The 24,698-nt window shown below is 45.8% G+C and carries 21 protein-coding genes; 7 read left to right on the top strand and 14 right to left on the bottom strand.

Annotated features, from left to right (window positions below; translation table 11 throughout):
- Positions 1–35 precede the first annotated feature (35 nt).
- Positions 36–1,625 (top strand): S41 family peptidase, encoded by a 1,590-nt coding sequence (locus E2R66_RS25195; RefSeq protein WP_133236165.1) that lies wholly within the window; start codon positions 36–38, stop codon positions 1,623–1,625.
- 58 nt (positions 1,626–1,683) lie between these two features.
- On the opposite strand, the gene smc is transcribed toward E2R66_RS25195, so the two are convergent.
- From smc to E2R66_RS25180, 3 genes are all read right to left on the bottom strand, one after another.
- A complete protein-coding gene (smc, locus tag E2R66_RS25190) occupies positions 1,684–5,283 on the bottom strand; it encodes a chromosome segregation protein SMC (RefSeq protein WP_133236163.1) in 3,600 nt (1,199 codons plus the stop codon).
- Positions 5,284–5,436: 153 nt separating this feature from the next.
- Positions 5,437–6,555 carry a TlpA disulfide reductase family protein gene (locus tag E2R66_RS25185; RefSeq protein WP_133236161.1) on the bottom strand — a complete coding sequence of 373 codons (1,119 nt, stop codon included), beginning with the start codon at positions 6,553–6,555 and terminating at the stop codon, positions 5,437–5,439.
- On the bottom strand, positions 6,548–7,333 hold the full coding sequence (locus E2R66_RS25180; protein WP_133236159.1) for a PhzF family phenazine biosynthesis protein: 786 nt from the start codon (positions 7,331–7,333) through the stop codon (positions 6,548–6,550). Before E2R66_RS25180 ends, E2R66_RS25185 begins: the two co-directional genes overlap by 8 nt.
- Before the next feature lie 122 nt (positions 7,334–7,455).
- Here E2R66_RS25180 and E2R66_RS25175 point away from each other — a divergent pair, with 122 nt between their 5' ends.
- Complete coding sequence (locus E2R66_RS25175) at positions 7,456–7,695, top strand: hypothetical protein (protein WP_133236157.1); 240 nt, start codon at positions 7,456–7,458, stop codon at positions 7,693–7,695.
- A complete protein-coding gene (locus E2R66_RS25170) occupies positions 7,695–8,312 on the top strand; it encodes a zeta toxin family protein (RefSeq protein ID WP_133236155.1) in 618 nt (205 codons plus the stop codon). The genes E2R66_RS25175 and E2R66_RS25170 overlap by 1 nt, the downstream gene beginning before the upstream one ends.
- On the opposite strand, the gene E2R66_RS25165 is transcribed toward E2R66_RS25170, so the two are convergent.
- Both E2R66_RS25165 and E2R66_RS25160 read right to left on the bottom strand, forming a co-directional pair.
- Positions 8,284–8,943 (bottom strand): ATP-binding cassette domain-containing protein, encoded by a 660-nt coding sequence (locus tag E2R66_RS25165; protein ID WP_133236153.1) that lies wholly within the window; start codon positions 8,941–8,943, stop codon positions 8,284–8,286. The genes E2R66_RS25170 and E2R66_RS25165 overlap by 29 nt on opposite strands.
- Entirely contained in the window at positions 8,940–9,245 is a 306-nt protein-coding gene (locus tag E2R66_RS25160) for a hypothetical protein (protein ID WP_133236151.1), read from the bottom strand. The genes E2R66_RS25165 and E2R66_RS25160 overlap by 4 nt, the downstream gene beginning before the upstream one ends.
- Positions 9,246–9,673: 428 nt before the next feature.
- On the opposite strand from E2R66_RS25160, the gene E2R66_RS25155 reads away from it, so the two are divergent.
- Positions 9,674–10,030, top strand: coding sequence for a hypothetical protein (locus E2R66_RS25155; RefSeq protein ID WP_133236149.1), 357 nt, complete (start codon positions 9,674–9,676; stop codon positions 10,028–10,030).
- Positions 10,031–10,146: 116 nt separating this feature from the next.
- On the opposite strand, the gene E2R66_RS25150 is transcribed toward E2R66_RS25155, so the two are convergent.
- On the bottom strand, positions 10,147–11,007 hold the full coding sequence (locus tag E2R66_RS25150; protein WP_078348167.1) for a sigma-70 family RNA polymerase sigma factor: 861 nt from the start codon (positions 11,005–11,007) through the stop codon (positions 10,147–10,149).
- 122 nt (positions 11,008–11,129) lie between these two features.
- Positions 11,130–11,969, bottom strand: a complete 840-nt coding sequence (locus E2R66_RS25145) for an MBL fold metallo-hydrolase (protein ID WP_133236147.1) — start codon at positions 11,967–11,969, stop codon at positions 11,130–11,132.
- A gap of 242 nt (positions 11,970–12,211) precedes the next feature.
- On the opposite strand from E2R66_RS25145, the gene E2R66_RS25140 reads away from it, so the two are divergent.
- Entirely contained in the window at positions 12,212–13,369 is a 1,158-nt protein-coding gene (locus tag E2R66_RS25140; protein WP_133236145.1) for a zinc-dependent alcohol dehydrogenase, read from the top strand.
- 186 nt (positions 13,370–13,555) lie between these two features.
- Here the strand turns inward: E2R66_RS25140 and E2R66_RS25135 are convergent, their stop codons facing one another.
- Together E2R66_RS25135 and E2R66_RS25130 are read right to left on the bottom strand one after the other, a co-directional pair.
- Positions 13,556–14,383 carry an SGNH/GDSL hydrolase family protein gene (locus tag E2R66_RS25135; RefSeq protein WP_133236143.1) on the bottom strand — a complete coding sequence of 276 codons (828 nt, stop codon included), beginning with the start codon at positions 14,381–14,383 and terminating at the stop codon, positions 13,556–13,558.
- 67 nt (positions 14,384–14,450) lie between these two features.
- Positions 14,451–15,743, bottom strand: coding sequence for a tetratricopeptide repeat protein (locus E2R66_RS25130; protein ID WP_133236141.1), 1,293 nt, complete (start codon positions 15,741–15,743; stop codon positions 14,451–14,453).
- A 211-nt stretch (positions 15,744–15,954) separates the two neighbouring features.
- Here E2R66_RS25130 and E2R66_RS25125 point away from each other — a divergent pair, with 211 nt between their 5' ends.
- Positions 15,955–16,383 (top strand): SRPBCC family protein, encoded by a 429-nt coding sequence (locus tag E2R66_RS25125; protein WP_133236139.1) that lies wholly within the window; start codon positions 15,955–15,957, stop codon positions 16,381–16,383.
- A gap of 18 nt (positions 16,384–16,401) precedes the next feature.
- Here the strand turns inward: E2R66_RS25125 and E2R66_RS25120 are convergent, their stop codons facing one another.
- A complete protein-coding gene (locus E2R66_RS25120; protein ID WP_133236137.1) occupies positions 16,402–18,048 on the bottom strand; it encodes a serine/threonine protein kinase in 1,647 nt (548 codons plus the stop codon).
- Between the two features lie 321 nt (positions 18,049–18,369).
- Between E2R66_RS25120 and E2R66_RS25115 the strand changes: the two genes are divergently transcribed.
- A complete protein-coding gene (locus tag E2R66_RS25115; RefSeq protein ID WP_133236135.1) occupies positions 18,370–20,490 on the top strand; it encodes a glycoside hydrolase family 36 protein in 2,121 nt (706 codons plus the stop codon).
- A 281-nt stretch (positions 20,491–20,771) separates the two neighbouring features.
- On the opposite strand, the gene E2R66_RS25110 is transcribed toward E2R66_RS25115, so the two are convergent.
- The 4 genes from E2R66_RS25110 to E2R66_RS25095 form a co-directional block, all read right to left on the bottom strand.
- Complete coding sequence (locus E2R66_RS25110; protein WP_133236133.1) at positions 20,772–21,305, bottom strand: hypothetical protein; 534 nt, start codon at positions 21,303–21,305, stop codon at positions 20,772–20,774.
- A gap of 172 nt (positions 21,306–21,477) precedes the next feature.
- Positions 21,478–22,050: a hypothetical protein gene (locus E2R66_RS25105; RefSeq protein WP_133236131.1), complete on the bottom strand. Its 573-nt coding sequence runs from the start codon at positions 22,048–22,050 to the stop codon at positions 21,478–21,480.
- 471 nt (positions 22,051–22,521) lie between these two features.
- Positions 22,522–23,049, bottom strand: a complete 528-nt coding sequence (locus E2R66_RS25100; protein WP_133236129.1) for a hypothetical protein — start codon at positions 23,047–23,049, stop codon at positions 22,522–22,524.
- 66 nt (positions 23,050–23,115) lie between these two features.
- Positions 23,116–24,408, bottom strand: coding sequence for a hypothetical protein (locus E2R66_RS25095; RefSeq protein ID WP_133236127.1), 1,293 nt, complete (start codon positions 24,406–24,408; stop codon positions 23,116–23,118).
- Positions 24,409–24,698: the final 290 nt, after the last annotated feature.

Here is a 24,698-nt window from a genome sequence, read left to right as displayed (position 1 = left end):
TTGATAAATTCGTTAACCAAACATATACCATTCATATGCGCAAAATATTTTATCTGGCTATACTTTCTGTAATGGTTGTTTCATCATCCTGCAAAAAGAGCAAAACGCCTACCCCGGATGATAATCCCGATATCGGCCCATCAAAAACAGGCACCACGCTTGATTTGATACGCGATTCAATTTTCTTATATGCTAAAGAAGCCTATTATTGGAATGATGGCCTGCCCGATTACGCTACGTTTAAGCCCCGCACCTTTACCGGTACCGACGATATTACAGCGCTAGAAAGCGAGCTATACGCTCTATCGCAATATAAAATAAATCCCAATACCAACAAACCCTATGAATATTATGCGTCATCACCGGGGGTGCCTAAGTATTCGTTTATAGATGATGGCACGGTATCGTCAGAACTGAACGGCATCAACGGGGATTTCGGTTTCGCGCCGATATACAATACAAATACCGATTTGCGCGTGCGCTATGTTTACCCCAACTCACCTGCAGATCTGGCGGGCATTAAACGCGGTTACCAGATAACCAGCATAAACGGGCGCACGGCCTTAACCTATGATGGTGACGGCGGCTCGGGCACAAACCTCAACTTCGTAATCAATGCGTATGCCAATAGCAATACTATTACCATGGTGCTTAAAAAGCCCGATGCTACCAATATCACCGTTACGCTAAACGTGGCCACATATACCATAAACCCGGTAATCGTTCATAAAGTGATAGATCAGGGCGGCGGCAAAAAAGTAGGCTACATCGTGTTTAACAGCTTTACATCGTTAGAAAATGCGCAGCCAAAAATAGACGAGGCATTTGCTGAATTTAAGTCAAACAACATCACTGACATTGTAGTAGATCTTCGTTATAACGGAGGAGGCTATGTAGAAACGTCTGATTATTTAACCAGGTTAATTGCGCCCGCAAGTAAAAACGGTTCGTTGATGTACACATCTTATTACAACAGTACCCTTACCGGCCTTACCACAACTGCTGCGCGAAACGCGAGCATCTTAAAAAACCAGGTGCGAAGAGATACCAAAACCAATGAGTTATACAATTACACCCAGTTTGACTATTCCGTAGCAGGTAATAGTGAAGTTTTTAAAAAGGACGGTATACCATACACTTTGAACTTGAGCCATGTGTTTTTTATTCTCACCGGCTCAACAGCATCGGCAAGCGAACTCACTATGAACAACTTGCGCCCTATAATGGATGTTAAGTTCATAGGTACTACCAGCTATGGTAAACCGGTTGGTTTTTACGATATCGATATCAACAAATACCAGTTGTACATCCCCGAGTTCGAAACCAAAAACTCCGCTAACCAGGGCGGCTATTATGCAGGCATGACACCCGGCACTACCGATTACCCGGGCATCAGGGATTTCGACGACGTAACCAAAGATTTTGGCGACCCTACCGAGGGCCTGTTAGCGCATGCTTTGAACTATGTTAAGACCGGAACCTTTACCGTTGCAGGCCAGGTAATACAAAGTACATCGAATAAAGTGGGTGCAATGTCAATAGACCAGGCCCATGACGCTGCCGTACAATTAGATGCACATAAATTCCGCGGGATGTTGTTCAACAAATCGTTGAAAAGGAAATAGTTTTAAGTATAATAATGATATGGAAGCGCGCCGGGATAACCGGGGCGCTTTTTTCGTTTTAATCGGCTAGTTCGCGAAGGTCTACAGGTACCACACGGGAGATGCCTTGCTCTACCATGGTTACCCCGTAGATAATATCCGTGCAGGCGATGGTGCGCTTATTGTGCGATATGATGATGAATTGCGATTCTTTAGAGAACTTGCGGATGATATTGTTGAACTTATCGATATTGGTATCATCCAGCGGGGCATCTACCTCATCAAAAATACAGAAGGGGGCTGGCTTAAGCAGGTAAAGCGAGAAGAGGATAGCCGTAGCCGTCAACGTTTTTTCACCACCCGATAGTTGGTTGATGGATAGAGGGCGCTTGCCCTTTGGCCTGGCAATGATGTCGATTTCTGATTCAAGCGGATGGGAGGGGTCTGACAAGATCAGGTCGCAGCTGTCTTCCTCATTAAAGAGCGAACGGAACACCTTGATGAAATTCTCTCGCACCATCGTAAACGCCGACATGAACTTCTCCTTTGCCGTATCGTCTATCTCCTGTATGGTTGCCAACAGCGATGCTTTCGCTTCTGCAAGATCTTTCTTCTGGGCCTGTATAAAAGCGTGGCGTTCGCTCATTTCGTTGTAAGCCTCTACTGCCATGGGGTTAATGGCACCAAAGTCGTCCATCTGGCGTTTCAGCTTTTCTGTACGCTCGCGTATATCGCCTTCGTCTTCTGTTTGGCCATCTTCGGTCTCGGGCAGGTCGGCAATATCCACATTAAACTCAACCGAAAGACGTTCCTTTAACGCATTCAGTTCAAGCTTAAGGTTGTTGCGTGCATCTTTAAGTTCGTTCTCTATCAGTTCGGCCTGGTCTTTATTCCGGCGAAGCTGCGTTATTTCATTCTCGCTTTCGGTAATGCTGCCGCGCCATGCGTAGTATTCGCGTTCGGCCTCCTGGGTGGCTTTCTCCAGGTTTTCCTTTTGCTCGTACATTTCCAGCAGACTGTCGTCGCTATCGCCGGTTTGCTGCAGGTTCTCCATAATGAGGGCCTTCACCTTTTCCATTTCGGCGCTATTGTGCATAATGCGACCGTCGAGGTTCTCCAGCTGCGATTCGCGGTACTCGAGGTCCTTCATCAGGCCCGATACCTTGTTCTGCTGCTGGTGGAAACGGATGTTCTCCTGGTTATAAGCGTTGGATTGTACCGACACCATTTCATTCAGCTCGTTAAATTCCTGCTGCTTATCCAGCATCAGGTCGGCCTGTGTTTGTTTTTGGGTGCGGTATTCTGCCAATGCAGGCTGCAGGGTAAGGATGTCGTTTTTGATACCGGCGATGCGGTTGGCAATATCCTGCTTGCGGTTAAGGCTGTTCTCTATAAAGGCCTGGTATTGCTCCTGCTTGGTTTTTACGGTAACCAGCTCGGTGTTCAGTTTGTTGAGGTCTACTTGTTTTTGCCTGATCTCGTTGGCTTTGCCCGATGCTTTTAAAGCAACCAAGCTGCTTTGTAGCTGCTGGCTCTGGCTTTTTAGCGTGCCAATGCGCGTTTCGGCCTGTTTTATTTCTTTGAGCAGGTTCTCCAGATTTTTGGCGCGACCGATACGTTTACCCTCAAACAAACCCACCGAACCACCGGCCATAGTATGGCGCGATTTATTGAACTTGCCGCTTTTGCCTATCAGCACCACGCCATCGGGTAAGGGGAGGCTGTTAATGTCCTGCTCGGTATGGTCGTTTACCAGATACACGTTCTTAAGCAGGTGGGTACATAGCGGAGCATAACGCGGCTCTACCTCAATTACGGATAGCGCAGAAAGAGCATCGCCAGCCCCACCCAAACCCTCCCCAGAAGGGAGGGCTTCAGAATCTTTTGAAGTCTCCCCTCCCGGGGGAGATTTAGAGGGGGCTGATTGGGCTGAATAATTATCCAGGATAAAAAACTGTGCCCTGCCTTTTGATGAATTACTGAGCAGGTTGATGGCCGCAATGGCTTCATCGTAACTGTTCACCACGTAATGGTTCATCAGCGGCTCCAGGTAATTCTCAATTGCTATGCGGAACTCTTCCTTACAGAAAAGTATATCGCTGAACAGGGTGATGCTTTTGGCCCAGTTGGTATTCTTCTTCAAAAAACGGATAGACTCGGGGAAGCCTTCCAGGTTATCAACCATACTTTTGGTAAGGTTGTATTCGTTTTGCTTGGCATCCAGCTTGCGGCTGTCGGCGGCTATGCTTTCGCTAACGGTTTTTAGCTCAGCATCGGTAGCTACTATTTGCTCCTGTAGCTTGTTTTCGGCGTCCACGGCCAATTCGTACTCGTTCTTCAGCGTTTCGCTGCGGCTGTCCAGCTCGGCAACCACATGGTTAAAGTGCGATAGCTCCACCTCTTTGTTGCTGGCATCCTCCATATTGCGCAGGCTTTCCTGCTCCAGGGCCTGCTGCTGTATGTGGAGGATATCGATATCTTTTTCGGTTTTGTACACCTGGTTTTGCAGGCGGTTGTTTACCGAGTTCAGTTCATTCAGTTCCGCGCGTGCCTCACCTTGCGACAGGCGGAGGTCATCCACGGCGGCTTTTAATTCGGCCACCCTTGCGGTGATCGTTTGCAGGTTTTCTTCTTCCTGCATTTTTTCCTCGTTGAGGCGTTTTATATTATATTGAACATGCTTGTGCTGGTTGGTGTCGCGCTCCAGCTCATCTTTCAAACGCGCCTCTTTATCCTGCTGGTTCTTCAGTTGCTCGTTCTTTACCCGCTTTTCGCTTTCGTAAGCACGTATTTTGGATACGAACTCGTTGGTGGTTTTTTGCTGCGCCGCAAGGTTTTTCTCGCGGGTAATGCTATCCAGCTTTTGCTGTTGCAGGGCCGCTTCCAGCGTATCTATCCTGGTGGCGAAGCCCGATTTCTCCACCCTTTGCTTTTGTTCTTTTTCCTCTATCCCGGCCAGCGTTTTGCTGAAACCCGCAATGCGGAAAGAGGCGAGCGATATACTGAGCGCCTTGTACTGATCGCGCAAGCGGTAATAGCGTTCGGCTTTTTTGGCCTGGTTTTCTAAGGTCTTGAGGTTTTTCTCAATCTCGAAGAGCAGGTCTTCAACACGTTCGAGATCGGCCTCGGTATCTTTGAGTTTATTGAAAGTTTGTTTTTTGCGGAGTTTGTATTTAGATATGCCCGATGCTTCCTCGAACAGGTTACGGCGCGAACCCTCCTTATTGTTGATGATCTCGTCGATCATCTTCAGCTCGATGATGGCGTACGAATCGGAACCTACGCCCGTATCCAGGAACATATCGGTAATATCCTTCAGCCGGCATTGTACATCGTTCAGGCGGTACTCACTTTCGCCGCTGCGGTAAAGGCGGCGGGTAAGGGTAACCTGCGAAAAATCGGTAGGGAGGATGTTCTTGGTATTATCAAACGTAAGCGATACCTCAGCTAAATTAGCAGCTTTGCGGCTTTTGGTGCCGTTGAAAATGATGTTGTCCATCTTCTCAGATCGCAGCGCGCGCGTGCTTTGCTCGCCCAAAACCCAGCGTATAGAATCTACCACGTTGCTTTTGCCGCAGCCATTAGGCCCTACGATAGCGGTAACACCCTCATTAAAGTTGATGGTTATTTTATCGCCAAAGCTTTTGAAACCCTTGATTTCTAATTTAGTAAGCTGCATTCAGGGACCGGTACCGTATCTAAAATTCAAACCTTGAAGATAGGGAGAAAATATGAGCTTGTAAAGGTAAAATGCAGTTTGGGCAAGGCTTACGCAAAATCTAAATGCGATTGGTGCTGCTTAGTACATTTGATCTCTGCTACGTGTAAAACTTCAGGGTTTGTTGAGATACCTGACCAGATGCTTCTCCAGGTTGCCCATGCCGCTTTTGAGTTTCTCATAACCCAGCCATTTCTCTGCAATTAGGCCGCCCGGCGCTATAATAAAGAAGGTTGGGTACGTGATAACGCCATATTTTAACAGGGCTTTGCTTTGATCGCCCTGACCGTCGGTAAGGCTTATCCACGTTGCTTTGTCGTTTTTAATGCCCTGCAACCATTCGGCTTTTTTATCGGGTGAGAAGGATATGACATGTAGGCTGCCCTTGTATTTTTGGCTCAGCAAACGTAATTCATCCGCCGCAGCAATACATGGGCCGCAATGTACGGAGGAGAAATCGAGCAGGATGTATTTATCGGTATAGGAAGAAAGAAAATGATTTTTGCCGCCGGCATCATAAGCCTCAAAATCATAAATTTTATCGTTAACCTTTAGCGTATCGCCCATAGTTAAATACGTTTGGATGCGCTTACCGTAGATGCTTTGTTGTATAGGTACCGAAAGCCCGTTATATACCCGTTGTATACTGTCCCGGCCCATTTCGGGTAAGTAGTTATGGAACTCCATTGCGGCGTAATAGGAGTTGCTGTTTTGATTAATCAATTTCTTGTTGTTGGTTTGGTATTCATCGCCCGTTTTATTGTAATTTATCGCTGCTTGCCGTGCCGCTATGCTGTCGTTCCGTACTTTTAAATAAACCTGCTTCAACGAGTCCGACTTTTTATTGATTGCTTTCATCAATTGCTGATAAGCATTAAACTTGCGTTGTTCGGCAGGCCCGTCTATGTTGACATTGTACGGAAAATCCTTCTTACTTCCGGTAATGGAAACATCGCCACCACCGGCAAATACCTCGCAGGCATACTCGTTTTTTCCTTCGTGAATAACCACAGAAAGGTACATTGGGCCGTTCTTTAAATTGCCTTTTAAATAGAATATGCCTTCCTTTAGCACAGTGCTGTTGATGGGCTCGTCTGTTTCCCCATCTACCAAATAAACTTTGCTGTTATTTTTAAAACCCGCTATTTTGCCTGATATGCTGTAACGCTGCGCATAAAGTACTGCGGGGCTTGCCAGCAGCAACAAAAAAATAAGGCCCCATTTGCTACACATAAATCTCACCCTTTAAATAAGTAACTGCATTGCCTGTCATTAGTACACGGTCGCCTTTCAGCTCGCACCAAAGTTCGCCTTTGCGGGGCGATATCTGGTAAGCATGTAATTGGTTTTTGCCCAGCCTGTCGGCCCAATAAGGGATAAGGTTGCAGTGTGCCGAGCCGGTAACCGGATCTTCGGGTACGCTGGCAGCGGGTGCGAAAAAGCGTGATACAAAATCTACCTCTTTACCTGGTGCCGTAACAATAACGCCAATGGTATCTATTTTAGCAAGTGCCGCATGGTTGGGTGTCAGTTCTGCAATATCCTCCTCATTTTCATATACCAGCATATAATCGCGCGAACGCCAGATGCTCAAAGGTGTTTTGCCGCCCAGGGAGGCCAATAAGCCCTCCGGTGCATCAACAGCAATCGGCGGCCGCGAAGGGAAATCGAGCGTGTATTTATCACCGTCGCGCTTGACAATCAGGGTGCCCACCTGCTTTGTATCGAAGTATATGGTATCACCTTCGTGCCCTAGCTCGGTAAAAATAATGTGCGCTGTGGCCAGCGTGGCGTGGCCGCAAAGGTCAATCTCCAGTTCGGGCGTAAACCAGCGCAGCATGTAGCCGGTATCGTTCTTTACGAAAAAGGCAGTTTCGGCCAGGTTGTTCTCTAAGGCAATGTTTTGCATTACGGCATCGGGCAGCCATTCCGTTAGCGGACAAACAGCAGCAGGATTGCCGCCGAAAAGCTTATCGGTAAAAGCATCGGCCTGGTAAATGGGGATGGTCATGATGGGTAGTGTTTAGCGAAAGCAAATTAAGCTATCTGCAGTAATCGTACGCTATTAAACCGTAATTATTTATGTACAAATGTTTTTAGCATTTTTGTGTTAGCAAATTAGCGCCTCCCGCAATGAAAGAAAAATCGACAGTTGATCGCCTTTTGAAAAACATGAACAATATGCATGAGTTGGGCAGGCAGCGTGCGTTTGAGTTGGGTAATCCTTTTTACGCGCAGTTTAAAGAAGATGAGGGCTATTGGCGTAAAGAAATGCCTAATGGCGAAAAGTTCCTGGTGACTATTGAAGTTGTAACCGATGAGCGTGAAATCCCGGTTGAAATTAAAGATACCATAATAAGAAAGTTAGATTAATGGCAAAGCCGGAACTTATCTTTGTATCTGGATGTAACGCTGCTGGTAAATCCACATTTATTCGTACCCGACTGAATGAGTTAGAGAATTTTGTTGTGTTGATGACAGATGTTTATAAAGGCAGAACAAAAGAGATGGCTTATCAAGCTATCTTAAATGGTAAAAGCGTTTTATTAGAGACTGTTTTTAATGACGGCTCTTTTAGCTCAATAGTTGACGCAGCAAGAAATGCGGGCTATAAGACTTCATTGATTGTATTATTTTTAGATAACCCGGAGCAATCTTTTAATCGGGTGGCATCAAGAACTATCAAACAAGACGGACTAATAATATCGAGAGGAAACATCCGAATAAATTTCAACGAAAGCTTCAAAAATATAGCTCAATATTTTTTCTATTTTGATCGCTCCGATTTTATTTACACAGGAGAAAGCGGACAAAATGAGTTAATCATGAGTTTTAAAAAGGGTGAGCTATCATCGTACAGGGCCTCAGAATTAGCTTATCCCCCAAAGTTTGCTGAATACAGCTATCGACGGGAGCGCATGAACGAAGAAGCATATAAGATTATTATAGCAAACAAAGATTTTACTTCCCGCTCAAATACCCATACGTAATTAACTCATCGTTATCCGCGATGTGTTTCGTCACCCCATCTGCCAATAAAATCACTTTATCGCTTACTGCAAGGATGTTGTAATACTGGTGGTCGGTTACGATGATGCCTTTGCGTTTGGCGCAGGCGCGTATTACAGGTTTAAATTCATCTGCCTGGATGGGGGAGATATGGGTAAAAGGCTCGTCCAGCAATATAAAATCGGCGCGGCTGTGGATGATCATCAGGGTTTCCAGTTGGCGCAATTCTCCGCCCGAAAGCTCGTGTATCTTTTTATTGGCGTTGCGCTGGTAAATGGCTAATTCGGCAAATTCCTGCCAGGATATAGGGTCTACCAGTACCCGGGCCAGCTGCTCTATTTTGATGCCGCCCGGCAGGTAGTTGTGTTGCGGTAGGTAAGCGATGCGGTTGTTGTGGTAGCCTTTGTGTATGAATTGCTCATCGATGCTCACATAACGGTAGTTGGCCTGCCGCGTACCGAAGATAATTTTGAGCAACGAAGATTTGCCGCAACCATTACGGCCCAACAAGCCTATCACTTCGCCCTGCGTGCAATTGAGATATACGCTTTGCAATATCTTCCGTCCGTCGAATTCCAGCTGTACGCTATCTACCTTTAATGTCTTGTTCATTTCAATAAAAGCAGGCAAACGGTGAGTAAAAAGAAGTAGATAGTCAGATCCATAGCGTAGGTATAGGCATACATTCGGCGCACGCTGTAACCTGCGTTGCGGTAAAACATATACACATTTTTGGCGGTATAACTTTGCAGGAAGGTAGTTGATGCATAGCCCATCAGCTTAAAAAACAGCACGAAACCCGCCACTTTACCGCCATAATAGCAAACCAGCCCCAGGCAGGTAAGGGTGAATGCGCTGTTCCATAAAAGTATGGGTTTGTAAAAATACCAGAGCAGTTTGCGTATATGGGGCATTAGCGGTTGTGGGCGAAAAAGGCGTATAAAAGCTAAACGCCACCTATAAATGCATATTGCATTACAGGTAATAAATGCGCAAAAAAGCATGGCAGATCGGTGAATATTGTATTTATTGCCGTATTAAGCATTAAATAATAATTTCTTAACAAGCAATTATTGTAGCGGAGTTAGTTTCGTATGCATAAATAACTTAAACCCGTTCGCGATGAAAACTCCTTTGTTTTTGAATCCTCTGCCGTTTATTTCTTCACTTCTGTTTTACAAATTTTAAAGGCACTGCCGGTTGTTAATAACCATGCTGCAGTGGGTTTACTATATAAGGTTGTGCCTAATATGGTACGCCGGTTGTAACCATGGTGAAAAATTTTGTCGCGAATTTGGTCAACAACTCATATCAAAACACTTTTTACATAAATTAATTTACTATGAAATACATCATAACCCTGTCTTTAATTTTAACATTTAACTATTGCGTTGCGCAAAATAAGGTAGTTAGATATTGCGAAATACATATTATGGAAAGTGGATTTTCAAGGAATAATATTTCCGCTGAAGTGGTACCGGGTAAAATAGACTCATTGACGTTTTTTAATGACAAAAGTAAAATGTATAAAATTTCGAGGCTAAATACCAGAACCGATGTTTTAAATTTTATGAGTTCAGAAGGATGGCTATTGTTTTCAATAACATCCAATACCATTAGAAACGAGAGTGTTTTTCAAAGGTTTTTCTTCTATAAAGAGTTTTATTCATCAGCGTTGCCTGGTACTAACAAACCATAGTCTATTTGCTTACGCATGTGACAAACAAGTTTTCGTTTTAAAACAAGATTTTTGGAGCAGGCCATAAAAAAACCTCCGCTGTTTTGGCGGAGGTTTTTTCGTATAGCGTAAAGGTATTACCCCAGGTACGATTTTAGAATCTTGCTGCGCGAAGTATGGCGCAAACGCTGCAAAGCTTTGTCTTTTATCTGGCGCACGCGCTCTCGGGTGAGGTTGAACTTCTCGCCAATTTCTTCCAGCGAAAGCGGGTGGTTACTGCCCAAACCGAAGAACAATACGATGATTTCGCGCTCGCGCTCGGTTAAGGTTGATAAAGAACGTTTGATTTCTTCGGATAAGGACTCGTTGATGAGTATCGAATCGGTATTGGGCTCCTGGTTTTCCAGTACATCCAACAGCGTGTTTTCCTCGCCCTGCACAAAGGGGGCATCCATACTTACATGGCGGCCGCTGTTGCTCAGCGTATCCGATATTTTATCAACGGTTGTTTCCAGTATATCGGCCAGTTCTTCGGGCGATGGTTCGCGCTCGTATTCCTGCTCCAGTTTACTGAAAGCTTTACTTATTTTGCTTAAACTGCCTACCTGGTTCAAGGGTAAACGCACGATACGGCTTTGCTCGGCAATGGCCTGCAGAATTGACTGGCGAATCCACCAAACGGCGTATGAGATAAATTTGAAACCTTTGGTCTCATCAAAACGCTTGGCAGCCTTTATCAACCCTAAGTTGCCTTCGTTTATCAGGTCGCCCAGGGTGAGGCCCTGGTTTTGGTATTGCTTGGCAACCGACACCACAAAACGGAGGTTGGTTTTAGTTAAACGCTCCAACGCAGCCTGGTCGCCTTCGCGTATTTTTTGGGCTAAGATTACTTCTTCTTCGGCAGTGATCAAATCAACTTTACCAATTTCGTGCAGGTATTTGTCGAGGGATTGCGACTCACGATTGGTAATGGATTGCGTTATTTTGAGTTGTCTCATCTATTTAGTTAATCCTCGATTCTGTTATTTAGAATTGAACGTGCAAAGGTATATTTTTGTTTCTTAAAGTTAAAAAACCGCATTGCTAAAATGCAATAATTATTCTTATATTAAAAGCAATCTTAAAGTTTATCCAGGCCGAACATTTCCTTAACCTTGATGCCTTTTTCGGTTTGCTGCAAGGTGCAGCACTCGTTTATGGGGTCGTGCTCCAGGTACAGGATGTATTCGTTTTCAACCGCCTCATTCCAAAATAGTTTACGCTCTGCAAGGGTCTTCATGGGGAACATATCATAGGCCATTATGTAAGGCAAGGGGATATGCCCTACAGACGGCAGCAGATCGGCCATGTACAGTATTTTTTTGCCTTTGTAATCTATCAGCGGCAACATCATCGCATCGGTATGGCCAAAAGCCAGGCGTATGCTGATGTCATCGGTAAATTTTGCACCGTCTGTAGCATCTATAAATTTAAGTTGGCCGCTTTGTTGTATGGGCAGTATGTTCTCCGTTAGGAAAGATGCTTTCTCGCGTTCATTGGGGTTTACCGCCCAATCCCAGTGCTGCGGGTTGCTCCAATAAGTGGCATTTTTGAAAGCCGGTTTCAGCAGTTCGCCATCTCTGATAACTGCACCGCCCACGTGATCAAAATGCAGGTGGGTGAGGAACACATCGGTAATATCATCCCGGTGGAAACCTTTTGCCGCCAGTGAACTATCCATGTTAGCATCGCCATGCAAGTAATAATGACTAAAGAATTTCTCGCTTTGCTTATCGCCTATGCCGGTGTCAATCAATATCAGCCGGTTGCCGTCTTCTACCAGCAGGCAGCGCATGGCCCAGGTGCACAGGTTGTTGGCATCAGCCGGATTGGTTTTTTGCCAGATGCTTTTTGGCACCACGCCAAACATGGCGCCGCCATCTAATTTAAAAAAGCCGGTATCTATAGTGTGGAGGTTCATATGTACCACGAATTTGAAAAATATTATTGACAATAATCTTTGTAAATGGCACGATAGCCAGAATTATCTAATCTTATCATGCGCCGGGTATTAACACAAGCGCCGGGTATTAACATTTGAGTTGGTCCGATACGAGTTACCCGGTATGGTTTTGAATAATTAATCGAATAATTGTATTTATTTCTTAAAACTATAATTTAATGAAGCGTGTTATGCTAACAAACGAAAACTAAACAACACTTATGAAAGCAGCAGTATTTCACAAACCCGGCGATATCCGTTATGATACCGTCGAGGATCCGCGGATAGAAGATTCGCGCGATGTAATTTTAAGAGTAACGTCAACCGCCATTTGCGGTTCCGACCTGCATATCCTTAGCGGAGGTGTGCCACAGGCATCTCCCATGGTTATGGGACATGAATTTATGGGCATTGTAGAAGAAGTTGGTAAAGACATCACCAACCTTAAACGTGGAGACCGTGTGGTTGTTCCCTTTCCGATAGCTTGTGGGCACTGTTTTTTTTGCCAGCATGAGGCCTCGCCGGCATGCGAAAACTCCAACTACAAGCATTACGGCCCTAACGGCGACATGGCCGATCAGAAAGGTGCAGCTCTATTCGGCTATACTGATCTTTATGGCGGCTACTCGGGCGGTCAGGCAGAATATGTAAGAGTACCTTATGCCGATATCAGCCCGCGTGTGGTGCCCGATAATATGACGGATGAACAGGTTTTGTTCTTAACAGATATTTTTCCAACCGGCTGGTCGGCTATTGATTGGGCGCAGCTGAAAGGTGGCGAGGTAGTTGCTATTTTTGGTTCCGGTCCGGTTGGGTTGATGGCGCAAAAAGCGGCCTGGCTAAATGGTGCCAGCCGCGTTATCGCTATCGACCCGTTGAATTACCGCCTGGATAAAGCACGTGCCGTAAATAATGTAGATACACTGAACCCACACGAGGTTGACGTGGTAGAAGCCATCCGCGAGATGACTGGCGGCCGCGGTGCCGACGTTTGTGTGGATGCCGTAGGCTTTGAGCCTGAGCGCACTATACTGGACAAAGCTAAAGCGATGTTGAACTTTGAGGTAGGCAGCATGAAAGTGCTTGATATGGCCTTTAAAGCTGTGCGCCGCATGGGTACAGTAAGTATTGTGGGTGTATATGGTTCCACCTACGATAATTTCCCTTTCCACCGGGTATTTGATAAAGGCATCACCCTGAAAATGGGGCAGGCACCGGTTATTAATTACATCGACCACCTGATAGGCTTGGTGAAAGAGGAGAAGGTAGTGCTGGACGATATCATCAGCCATACGTTACCATTAAGCGAAGTTGCGCATGGTTATGAGATTTTCGACAAGAAAGAAGAAGACTGCGTAAAAGTAGTGTTGAAACCATAATGGTATAAGGTTTGAACCGATTAACAGGGCGGCACGGGTTACGTGCCGCCCTGTTGCGTAAAAAAGAACATATTGAGTTATGTTTTTCTTCGTCTTAATTGCGCAGCATGGAGGGTAAAGAAAAAATTCCATCGGGCTGAGTAAAGTATGTTTACCGATAAGATAGAGACTGACAAGTTTTAAACCCTAAAACCTCTTCATGATTTTTACGAGCATCTTAGCTATTGCGGCGTGCCCTTTGTCTGAGGGGTGCAGGCCATCGTAAGTCATATTCATGGCTTCCACCGGGTAAGGGTATTCGTCGGTCGCTGGGTCATAGGGGATACCGATGTAATGGGGGTAGGTGTAGTTTTTGTATTCGTGGGTTTGAGGATTGCGCAGGCGTCGGAAATTCACGGCATTTTTTAAGTTGATGCCACTCTTGTAGTACAGGTCCGCCAGTTCAAAGCATTCTGCTTTGGCAATGGTTTTAATAGCATCAGCATATTGCGACAGGAATACGCCCTCCTTGGCTTTGTTTTGGCCCTGTATAAACACCTTGGGGTTGTTAAGGTCTACGTATTCGGTACGTTGCAGGGGAGTCATCAGTATAATCTTCGCATCCGGGTTTAAGCTGCGTATTTTGTTAATGATGATGCGGTAGCAACCATATGCCGTTTGGTTGCCGGTGTTGTCCTGGTAATCGCTTAGGGTACCAATGGGTAGCCCCACCCACCAATCGTTAGTACCCAGGAATATCGAATAGATTTCGGCTTTCTCGATGCCGATTTTCTCCATGTTTTCGGCCATGCTTTTTGCTGTCCAGCCCGGGTAGCCATGGTTATTGTACTTGATGTAGGGTAGCGCCTTAATTACATCATCCATATAGCCAATGGAAATTCGGTGCTGTGAGGCTTCGGGGTGGCTATTGGAGTAGGTAATGGAGTCGCCAATCGCTTCCCACTTCAATTCTTTATGCGTATCGAAAGCGGAGAGCATCACCAACAAGAGCAAAAGCGACAGCGATTTTTTCATGCAGGTAATTTGGACATTAATAAAGGAATTTCAAAAGGTTTCATAACGCGTTCAAATCTTTTGCTGCCTATTCGATTATTAAGTTATTACCCAATAAATCGCGGAAGGTTTTTACCGATTGGTCGAAAATATTACCGCAGGTATCCAGCAGAATCAGGTAAAATATTTTGCCTTTTGCGCGGGCGTATTTTTGCTCTGCCCTATAGTAATTTACCTGCCCGCTGTTGTCGCCATTTGTGGGTGTTTCGGCTGGTTTTTCCAGCTTCATACCCGGGAATTCGGGGGCATCGCGCTCAATGGCCACTTCGTAAAAATGCCCGCCGCCGATATCCCGGTAGCTGGCCGGGTCGTTTATTTCGTAAGCCAGCATACTGCTGAAGCCGCCAGCTGTAAAGCTTACCGGCTTCCGGTTGGTATATTTAGAGGTCAGTTTATCGAGGTAGCCCTGCAGGGTTTCGCCCGGCTCGGCATGTTTCATCATAAACAACATCGTATAGCCTATTTTTTTTCCTTTAGCATCGGTGGCGAGGGTGGGATTCAAAACCAGGTAGGATAAATGGTGGTCGTATCCGCCCGCCTTAAGGCTCCAGCTGCTGTCTATTGCCACTTTTATGCCCATTAGCCAGTTATCTAATACCACTTTGCTACTATTGGTGTACGTGGTCCATATATCCTTGGCTTGCAGGGTGGTATCTGGCGGGGCGGCTTTGTAGTAAGCGGGGGCTATCGGAAGTAATTGCTCGTCAAGGTGTTGCATGCCGTCGTCTATTTTGGCAGCCCGGCTTGCCGCATAACGGGCCGTGCTTACCATGCCGGCATTAGTACAGGCTACCGAGTAGTCGGCCCAAAACTCCGGGCTTTTGGCGTCGGCCGGCAACAGTTTAAGGGCGGTAGCGTAAGCATCGAAGCCATCCAATTGCCTGGCCGATAAGGAATAATGATTGCCCATGAACCAATATGCCCGGTAATCGCCGGCGGCAAGCAATTGTGCCTGCTTATAATTATCCAGGGCTTTTTGGTAATATTCCTCTATTTCCATATTGTACAGGTAGTGGGCTATATCGCCAAGCAGCAGGTACGTCTCTTCGTTTTTGGCGGTGTTTTTTTCCAGCGCCTGGTAAAGGGAGGTCAGCGTGTTCACCGTTTTTTCCTTGGGGATATCGTACTGCCAATCGTGTACCCAATGGTTGTAAAGCCGGTAGTTTGTCTTGAGGAAAGTGATTTGAGGTGCTAGTTTGGCGGCATCAGGTATTTTGGAGAAATCGATAGCGTTGACGTTGGCGAAGGCATTTGTTGCAGCGGCCATGGCCGACAAAACAGCCACTATATTTTTTAAACGTTTAAAAAAATGGGGTACCATAGGTTTAAGTGATTCTGTGATCTGTAAGCCAAATATAAGGTTCTTTTGCTGGTGGTTTTTTGTCTATTTATCCTATTTCTATCAATATATTAAATTAATTGCCCTACTGACATAGGGTTGTCACTGCCGCCGTTAACTTTGCACAGAAAATTCATGCGAAACCCAAAGGGGTTTACGTTGTTAACCAAAGCAACCCATAAAACACAATATCATGAGCGATATCAAATTAACAACCAGCATCAGTTTCAACTCGCCAAAGGAAAGAGTTTGGCAAGGAATTACCGATCCGGAGGTGGTGAAGCAGTATTTCTTCGGCACAATGCAGGAATCAGCCTGGATGGAAGGCAGCCCCATTACCTGGAGCGGCGAATGGGAGGGGAAAGCCTACCAGGACAAAGGTACTATTCAAGAGATAATTCCCGGCGAATACGTTCGCTACACCTATTGGAGCAGCATGGGCGGCACCGAGGATAAACCCGAAAACTACCAGTTAGTAAGCTACAAACTAGACGAACAGGATGGCGTAACCACGCTGGCGATTACGCAGGACAACATCAAAGACGAAGCCGCCAAAGCACACTCGGAGGGTAGCTGGCAGGCCATATTTGGCGGGTTGAAGAAGCTATTGGAGGCGGAATAAAATTTACGTTTTCGCGGCCTACTGACCAACTACGATCAAATCTTTTTTATTGAGCCACCCGCTGTTGGTTTGGCCCTCTTTATTGGTGAAGGTAACGTAGATATAGCCGTTTTGGTCGTCGATTGCGCGTAGGCGGGCGTTATCCCATTGGCTAATGTTAGCGGCGCGTTTACTTGCGGCATCCGGGCGACTGTGGAAATAAGCGTACGTTGTAAACAGCGAGAATACCTTGCCCACGTCGCCGCCTTTTGGTTGTGCAATCACGGGCTGTTTCGGTGGGACAGGAGCCTTTCTGGGCGGCGTTTTTCTAACAGAATCTTTTTTGATTTTCTTGTGCACGGCTGCCGTTTCGGGCTTGGCGTGAGCTGCGGTATCGTGCTTTTTTACAGGTAATGGTTTGGCAGCCGCTACCGTATCAGCGGCGGGTTTAACTACGCTGTCTGCGGGATTTTGTATTTCGGCAACAGGTTTCGCAGAAGCGGCTTTACTCCCCGCCAAAAGGTAATGCCCCAAAGCCGCGCCGATGCAAATGCTCAACATGGCAATGCCAATTAACAAGCCTTTGGATGCGCTTGTAGCGGGGGAATTCGCTGCTACAGGTAAGGCAGCAGGGATTTTGCTTTGCGATGCTGCCGCTCGCTTCAGCCCGTCAATTTCCTGCTGCAAGGTGTTATTCTTTTCCTGCTCTTGTTGTAGCAGGTTTTGCAGGCTGGCCTTTTCGTTTTGGAGTATCAATGCACCCTCGGTGCCGGTTTTGGTATTGAGTACGCTGTTTTGTATGGCCTGCCGCAGTTCGGTGCCGTCGGCATAGCGGTCGGCGGGGTCTTTTTGTAGGCATTTATAGATGAGGGTGATTAGCCATTCGGGTACCTGCATTTCGCTTTGGCGTTGCCCGGCATTCCAATCCGGCGGCATATTGGCTTTGCGGAGGGCAAGCATATTGGGCGGTTCCTGGTCCAGGTGGGCAATCATTACGGCGTTGCGGGCACTTTGGCCATTATCGTTCAGCTTAAAGGGCACTGTGCCGGCCAGCAGTTCGTACAGGATAATGCCGTAGCTGTAGACGTCACTCTGCGTTAATAGTTCGCCGTCGCTTTGCTCGGGGGCCATAAACTCCACGGCACCGGCATTACGCAGGCTGCTGCGCCGCTGCTCGCCGGTCATGATGGCCAGGCCGAAATCCAACAGCACATAATTGCCGGTATTTACATTGAACTTTACGTTGTTGCTTTTGATGTCGCCATGCTTTACGCCCACTTTGTGGCAGTGGCTCAGTGCGTTGGCCAGTTGGTAGGCCACCTTGATGGTTTCGGCAATGGTGAATATGGGTTTGCCTTGTTCGGTAAGCAGTTCGGCCAGGTCGGGTCCCTCGATGAACTCCATCTCAATAAAGGGGAGCGAGCCGCTCTCGGTAATGCCCGAGCTGAGTATCTTCACTACGTTGGGGTTGGCCACCTCGTTTACCTTTTTCAGTTTCTCAACCTCGTTGGTAAAATCTTTATAATGCTTGTCGTTCTCGTCCTCAGCGAAAATGGGGGTAGGCAGCAGTTTTACCGCCACATAAATCTCGCCGATGCGCTTGCCTTTATATACGGAGCCCTGCCCGCCGGTATGCAGTGCGCCCATGTTTTCCAGTCCCGCGGTTATCGTAAAAATTTTACCCATGTGATATTGATTGCCTAAGCCGGTATGTAAACGCAACAAGCTTACGAATTGTTGGATAAGATAAACAGTTTAGGGTTTAAAATGAAACCCGGGGAAATAATAAGGGGCTATGCCGCGGCAAAATTTCAATTTCTTGTACAACTCGAAAGCATAAACAACGCTGCGGGCTTCATAGGTTTCTGCCCTTTAAAACCGATTTCCCTTGGCAGCGGTGAATTTGCTCATATGGTAAAATTTCCAAAAGATTGCTACTTTTAAAACCGTTTGGAATATAGGCAAGCGCGTGCGCTTTAAATTTTTTGCAGATACAATTACCCGTTAATGAAACTCAAATTCTTTTTACTGTTTTTTTTCTTGCTGGCAGTTAAATCCTTAAAGGCGCAACAATTTGCATCCTGGAATACTACAGCGTTAACGCTTAACAATGGCATTGTTGAGCGCGTTATTCAACTGCCTGCGCCAACCGGACATTTTTTCACCACACAGTATAAGCCGGTATCGGGTAAGTTCCAGCTGCTCGACTCCGTTAGCACCGATTTTCAGTTCGAAATCAACGACCAGCTTTACTCGGGTAGTCGTACCAATTGGCGGCTCATCGCTATAAAAAATTGTTCCGATGCTACATCCGGTAATGGTGCGGCAGTTACGCTTTTAAACGAAGAGCATCAGTTTGAGCTAACCGTTCAATACTTGCTCTATCCGGGTTCGGCGGCTATCCGTAAAAGTCTTACGCTAAAAAACCTTTCGGCAGCCACCCTAAAGCTGGAATCTGTTGATGTAGAAAAATTAGATCTTAACCCCGATGCCCCCACATTTAGCTCGGTGGCACATGATTATGGCCGCAGGCGCGCTTTGGGCCCCTATGACGGTAACATGCAGGATGCACTTGTTGCCGTGCATAACAGCCAGTGGCAGCAAGGCATAGTAGTAGGCAACGAGGCCGCGGGCGTGGTTAAACACACTTCGTTCTTTTGGGGCGGAATGGACATCTGTAGCGGCTTTACCCATAAAGATGCCCGGTACCCTTTCAGAAAGTATATTTTGCCCGGGCAGGTATTCAGCACCGCGCAGGTGTTTACCATGGTGTATAACAACTGTAAAGATGCCGGCGAAATATTAAACACCCAGGTAGCCGATTTTGTAAGAAAATACCTTGGCTCGCGCTTATCGCTTTTAAAGCAGAAACCCACTTTTGTTTACAATACCTGGGAGCCTTTTGGCAGCAACATCAACGAGCAACTGGTAATGGAGCTAGCCCGCGCTGCCGCAAAGGCGGGCATGAAAGAATTTGTGATTGATGATGGCTGGCAAGATAGTTATGGCGATTGGGGGATAGATAAAAAGAAATTCCCCCATGGACTAAAGCCGGTGTTTGATTATATCAAATCGCTGGGGATGAAACCCGGTTTATGGATAAGTGTAGGTAGCGCTACACCCGATAGCAAAGTGTTTAAGGCTCACCCCGAATGGTTTGTTAAGGATAAAAACGGCAAGCTCACGTCGCTGCACCTGGATGTGGATGCCGATAGGTACACCGCCTGTTTTAGCACCGGTTGGTATGATTATATAAAAGATATTTTATTGAAACTGGCGCTTGACAACGGACTGGAATATATGAAACTGGATTTTGCGGTAGTGACCAGTCCGTACCGCTATGATGCCAGCGCTTCGGGCTGTTATGCTGCCAATCATCCGGGGCATCAGGATCACCACGAATCGCTTTATGCCAATTATGAACAGGTGTGGAAACTCTTCGATGAGTTACATGCCGCCAAACCCGGGCTGTTTATTGATTGTACATTTGAAACCATGGGCGGCTTGCAGCTGATTGATTATGCCATGCTCAAACATGCCGAAGGCAACTGGCTCTCTAACTTTACGGGCCACGGGCAGGAAATTGATTTAAGCATCCGCAATATGGCGTGGTGGCGGTCGCCGGCTATCCCGGCAACGGCGCTGGTTATTGGCAACCCCGAAATGCAGGATGCCAGTTGGGATTTGCATATCAAATCGTTAGCAGGTGCCCTGCCCATTATGTTGGGCGATCCCAGGAAGCTGACTACGGCTGAGCTGACCAAATACAGGCAATTTGCCGATTGGCTGCAAAGGATGGACCTTCGCTACCGGATCATGAGTTTTAGGCAGGACTTACCCGGTTTTGGGGAACCGATGGAGGGTTATTGGGATGGCTTTCAGCGGATAAATACCGAAACAAAAGCCGGCGGAATTGTTGGCATATTCCGGCAGGGCAGTACCGAAACCGAACGACGCGTTACCGTATTTAACCTCGATCCTTTAAAAACCTACCAGATAAAAAAGATGGATGGCACAGTGATATGTACACAAACCGGGAATTACCTAAGCAAGCAAGGTTTTGAGGTAATATTCACTAAAAAGTACGATGGAGAGCTTTTCGAAATAGCTGCTAAAGGTTTAAAGTAATTGGTGAGGCGCGTTGACCGGGGGAGCTGTTTTTTACAAATGATTACGTGGTAGATCCCAGTAGGACAGGTAGGCGATTGGTGTGGTCGGCTATACCTTGCATGCAGGCCACAAGTCGAGGACACTTGCGGTAGCGAACACTTTTTTTGCTACTCTCCCCATCGTTTTTTGCGAGGAACGAAGCACTCCCCGGCAGGACAAGTAGGCGATTTGCAATGTAGCTACCCTATATGCGGGCCGCAATTCGGACACAATTTCAGCAGCGCAGCCAAACAATTTTTTTATTGAAATGTCACAGGAGGGATGATGTTGCCCGGAATCGCCTCATATTTTAAATACTGTTTTCCTGTAAATCTTGCGATTATGCTTGTTCTCAATTCGTTATCTAACCTTTCCATCTCCGTGGCGGTAATTAATGTGTTTTCATTTAATGTAAACCAAATATCCACCACACTACCGCTGGGCTTAAATACCATGCCTATGCTAATTTTCTCTTTATTTTGCTTTAAAATATTGATTTTATCAGCCATAACCCGATAGACAACTTTCCTTATTTCTATTGTATCTAAATGGATATCTTTAGGATTCATCCTGATAAAATTGGGCTCTTTGGGCACGGGAAGCCCATTATCATACTTGTTGCGCTTATTGGTAACAATAATCTCCCTCGGCGAATCCGAAAATTTCCGTTCTATCCGTTGCACGCTAAATGTTTCTCTTTTACCCTTGATAATTCCGGGCATTAGCTTGGTCTGGGCAGCACATTTAATGCACAAGAAACATATTGGTATAAAAATATAGATCAGCTTTTTCATTGGCAAGTGGGGTTGTTTTTGTTAAAAAGATTAATGAACGCTTGAGGTACCAAATTAATTTTCGTGCGGGGAACGAAGCAATCCCCGGCAGGGCAGGTAGGCGATTTGCATGGTGGCTGCCTTGCATGCTTGCCACATTGAGGGCGCTTGCAGAACCGGGGAGCGGAGTAAGCTAATAACCTGGGTCTTTTACGGATTCGATTGTAAACGGCTTTAATATTAAACAGTCTATTGCCGAAAACTCCTTTTCGCCAAAATCCAACATCCCGAACAAAGGTACTTCAAAGTGTTGGGTGCTCTGATGGTACTTGAAAAATGCCGTAACGTTTTTCAGTTTAGTTTCATTATCAGCTGACTGGTCAATTTTGGGATAATTGCATCCTTTTTCCAAATGATATATTACCGGCTGAATTATCGTTTTACCCGATATAGCTAAACTTGACATGAGCAGAGTATCGGCTTTTAAGGATCGTATAGCAACCGATAATGCATCAGTAATTACCGATGCACTATCCCTACTAAATGAAATATCAGTAATATCGCCCCGCTTATCCACAAGGAATTTTGCTAAGAAAAACCCACTCCCGCAAATTTTTTCTAAAGCCAATGAATCTGGTTTATAACCATTCCTCAAATTTTTAGCAATGCGGGGGCCAATTTCGTCTGCGCTCAACACAGTGTTTTGTGCTTTGCAGATGAATGTGCTTATTAATATTAAAATAAATGTGCTGATTGTTTTAGCCATTGTGATATTGATTGCCTAAGCCGGTATGTAAACGCAACAAGCTTACGAATTGTTGGATAAGATAAACAGTTTAGGGTTTAAAATGAAACCGGGGGAAATAATAAGGGAAGAGGCAACGGGAGCTACTCTCCACATCGTCTTTGCGAGTATCCATCAGGGGGTACCCTGAAAAAAAAGGTTATGACGTATAAAAAATACAAATTGATAATCAATAACTTAATGTCACGTCATCATAAGGAACGAAGCAATCCTCGGCAGGACAGGTAGGCGATTTGCATGGTCGCTAACCTTTGTGCAGGCCACAAGTCGAGGACACTTGCGGTAGCGGGTGCCTTTTTGCTACTCTCCCATCGTCTTTGCGAGGAACGAAGCAATCCTCGGCAGGACAAGTAGGCGGCTTGCATAGTCCTTACTTTGCGCGCGGGCCACAAGTGGGGGGCACCTGCGACAGCGGGGGATTGCCTTTCCAAATCATAATAGATGCTCTAATTCTTTAAGAGCGCCATATCCGATAAAATATTTTTTATTGTTTTTGCGTACCACCTTGCACCTTGCCTTAATAAATTTAACTATTTTATTGTAGCTGTCCTTTAGCTCATCGCTTGCTTTAAATTCATGGTAGTTATTAAAATGGATAAATCTGGGGTAGTAAGACAGGTCTGTGCTAATGCAAGGAATGATGGCATTATTAGCAAAACCTCTGTAATAAGAAATATCTAGATAAGGGCCTCCTTTTCTTTGATTAACCTGATAAATAGGTTCTTCAGCATATTTATTTCGGCTCACCACAATTGGCTCCAAGGAAAAAAAATCGTTGATTATAAAAAAATGGGTAGCATTTCGCTCGTGATGCTCTGTAAAATCATCCCAACCGGTGATTATATTGAACTGTTTTGTGGGATAAAACATATCCGGGATAATCCGATAATTATTGGCCTGTAAATAATCAAATAAAGCCTCCCATTCCTGTTTATTTATATGAAATTCAAAGTCTGCCATGTGTTGGTTTCCTGATGGTTTTATGCGGTGGTTTTTTGTATTTGCAGAACAGCTATTAATTTCCCCCTACCTATTCTGCTCACTCAACCAATGAAACTGCCTTTCCGCCAGTTGAAAATGGCGTTTGATGCGTTTTAATTCTACGTGCAGGCTATCCTTACCTTTCAGGCCGCTGAGGGTGATGGTGTTGCTATCAGGCATGGCGTAGTCGAATAGGAGGATATAGGCCTTATCGTCGTAACGTTTTTTGAAGTAGAGCATGTGTTTGGCGCTGTCGAGGCCGTAGGCAAAATAGCCGCGGTTGTACCGCTTCCTGAATAGCGTATCGTTTGATTTTACGCTGCCGGATCCATTTTCGAATATCAGGTCCTGCCAGCGCAGGGTATCCGTAAGCGAAAGCGGTATATCTTGTTTATTGATTTTGTAGCTGGTTACAGCATACACACCATTTTGAACGGGTTGTTTGGGCACCTTGTTATCGGCAGCCTGGCCGAAATCTTGGTAAACGGGTATGATGATCATGATGAGCACAAAGAGTGATTTCAGCACGATGCGGGTAATGCGCATCCACTTTTTAGTGTATCGGAAATGGTAGATGGCACTGGTTGGGGCGGGTTTGTCCAGTATAAAGAAAGCTATCAGTCTGTTGCTTTCGTTGGCCAGCAAAAACAGACAGGTAAACACCATCTGCATCGAAAATATCTTCACGGGGATATCGTAGCACAGGTTCAGCATCATTACGTTGATGAAAACGCCCGTGGCTACCAAAGTGCCCAGGGACGCGGTACGGCGGTACAATAGCAGTAGCGCAGCAAAAACCTCCATAGCACCCGAGAAGAACTGGTATGGCCCCGAGTAGCCGATGAACAGCCAGGAGAAGCGCATAGGCAGTAAATCGCCAAGCGGGGTGGCCAATTGGTGCAGGCTCGGGAAAATCATCTGCATGCCAAACAGCTTGATGATGCCATAAAGCAGTGCTACCATGATAACATAGTAACGCGTAAAAAGGCAGAGCCAATAATTCAGGTGGGTGTAATTGGGCCGTTTCCGGTCGGCCACCGACCATATAATCGCGCCAAGCGCAGCCAATAGCAGGTAAGTCCAAAGCCTTGCCCACCCCATAGAGGTATCACCGCTGCCGTTTTCGGGCACCAGCACCGGCCTCACGTGCAAAAACAGCGTATTTGCTTCGGTTACTATCCAGTCGGTAAGCTTGCCGTAGTATTGCGTTACGATGCTTACGTAGGGGATGCTATCGAGCCAGGTGATGGGCGCGGTTTGTAAGGCGAGGTAAACGAAAAAGAAGCGGAATACGATTTTTCGCCACAGCGGCCAATGGGTGTTTTCTAGGGTTTGCATAAATAGTGATGGCTTTTTACAGGTTGTATTTAGCTCACAATTTATCAATTTATTTTGAAAGTTGGCGTGACTTAAAATCCGTTACAAATAGTATATGATGTAATGAAAATTTAAACACAGAGTTCACAGAGAAGGCACAGAGGCCACAAAGAAAAAGTTATTTCCCTAATAACCTGAGTTCGATTAATAATTGAGAATAGATTTGCCAATCAAAGGAAATGTAAGTATATTTAAGTGTCTGAAATTCAAATATTTAAATACATTTCCACATGATTGACTTCAATAAAATT

The sequence above is a fragment of the Mucilaginibacter psychrotolerans genome, from assembly GCF_004519315.1.
Taxonomy (GTDB): domain Bacteria; phylum Bacteroidota; class Bacteroidia; order Sphingobacteriales; family Sphingobacteriaceae; genus Mucilaginibacter; species Mucilaginibacter psychrotolerans.
Note: the sequence above shows the minus strand (reverse complement) of the source record. Positions and strands in the feature narration are given on the sequence as shown.

Coding starts and splice junctions, on each gene's coding strand:
- E2R66_RS25145 (WP_133236147.1), bottom strand. CDS start 11,969: ATGAACCTCCACACTATAGATACCGGCTTTTTTAAATTAGATGGCGGC.
- E2R66_RS25175 (WP_133236157.1), top strand. CDS start 7,456: ATGAAAGAAAAATCGACAGTTGATCGCCTTTTGAAAAACATGAACAAT.
- E2R66_RS25195 (WP_133236165.1), top strand. CDS start 36: ATGCGCAAAATATTTTATCTGGCTATACTTTCTGTAATGGTTGTTTCA.
- E2R66_RS25125 (WP_133236139.1), top strand. CDS start 15,955: ATGAGCGATATCAAATTAACAACCAGCATCAGTTTCAACTCGCCAAAG.
- E2R66_RS25185 (WP_133236161.1), bottom strand. CDS start 6,555: ATGTGTAGCAAATGGGGCCTTATTTTTTTGTTGCTGCTGGCAAGCCCC.
- E2R66_RS25140 (WP_133236145.1), top strand. CDS start 12,212: ATGAAAGCAGCAGTATTTCACAAACCCGGCGATATCCGTTATGATACC.
- E2R66_RS25095 (WP_133236127.1), bottom strand. CDS start 24,408: ATGCAAACCCTAGAAAACACCCATTGGCCGCTGTGGCGAAAAATCGTA.
- E2R66_RS25115 (WP_133236135.1), top strand. CDS start 18,370: ATGAAACTCAAATTCTTTTTACTGTTTTTTTTCTTGCTGGCAGTTAAA.
- E2R66_RS25160 (WP_133236151.1), bottom strand. CDS start 9,245: ATGCCCCATATACGCAAACTGCTCTGGTATTTTTACAAACCCATACTT.
- smc (WP_133236163.1), bottom strand. CDS start 5,283: ATGCAGCTTACTAAATTAGAAATCAAGGGTTTCAAAAGCTTTGGCGAT.
- E2R66_RS25135 (WP_133236143.1), bottom strand. CDS start 14,383: ATGAAAAAATCGCTGTCGCTTTTGCTCTTGTTGGTGATGCTCTCCGCT.
- E2R66_RS25165 (WP_133236153.1), bottom strand. CDS start 8,943: ATGAACAAGACATTAAAGGTAGATAGCGTACAGCTGGAATTCGACGGA.
- E2R66_RS25105 (WP_133236131.1), bottom strand. CDS start 22,050: ATGGCTAAAACAATCAGCACATTTATTTTAATATTAATAAGCACATTC.
- E2R66_RS25170 (WP_133236155.1), top strand. CDS start 7,695: ATGGCAAAGCCGGAACTTATCTTTGTATCTGGATGTAACGCTGCTGGT.
- E2R66_RS25130 (WP_133236141.1), bottom strand. CDS start 15,743: ATGGTACCCCATTTTTTTAAACGTTTAAAAAATATAGTGGCTGTTTTG.
- E2R66_RS25110 (WP_133236133.1), bottom strand. CDS start 21,305: ATGAAAAAGCTGATCTATATTTTTATACCAATATGTTTCTTGTGCATT.
- E2R66_RS25120 (WP_133236137.1), bottom strand. CDS start 18,048: ATGGGTAAAATTTTTACGATAACCGCGGGACTGGAAAACATGGGCGCA.
- E2R66_RS25100 (WP_133236129.1), bottom strand. CDS start 23,049: ATGGCAGACTTTGAATTTCATATAAATAAACAGGAATGGGAGGCTTTA.
- E2R66_RS25150 (WP_078348167.1), bottom strand. CDS start 11,007: ATGAGACAACTCAAAATAACGCAATCCATTACCAATCGTGAGTCGCAA.
- E2R66_RS25155 (WP_133236149.1), top strand. CDS start 9,674: ATGAAATACATCATAACCCTGTCTTTAATTTTAACATTTAACTATTGC.
- E2R66_RS25180 (WP_133236159.1), bottom strand. CDS start 7,333: ATGACCATCCCCATTTACCAGGCCGATGCTTTTACCGATAAGCTTTTC.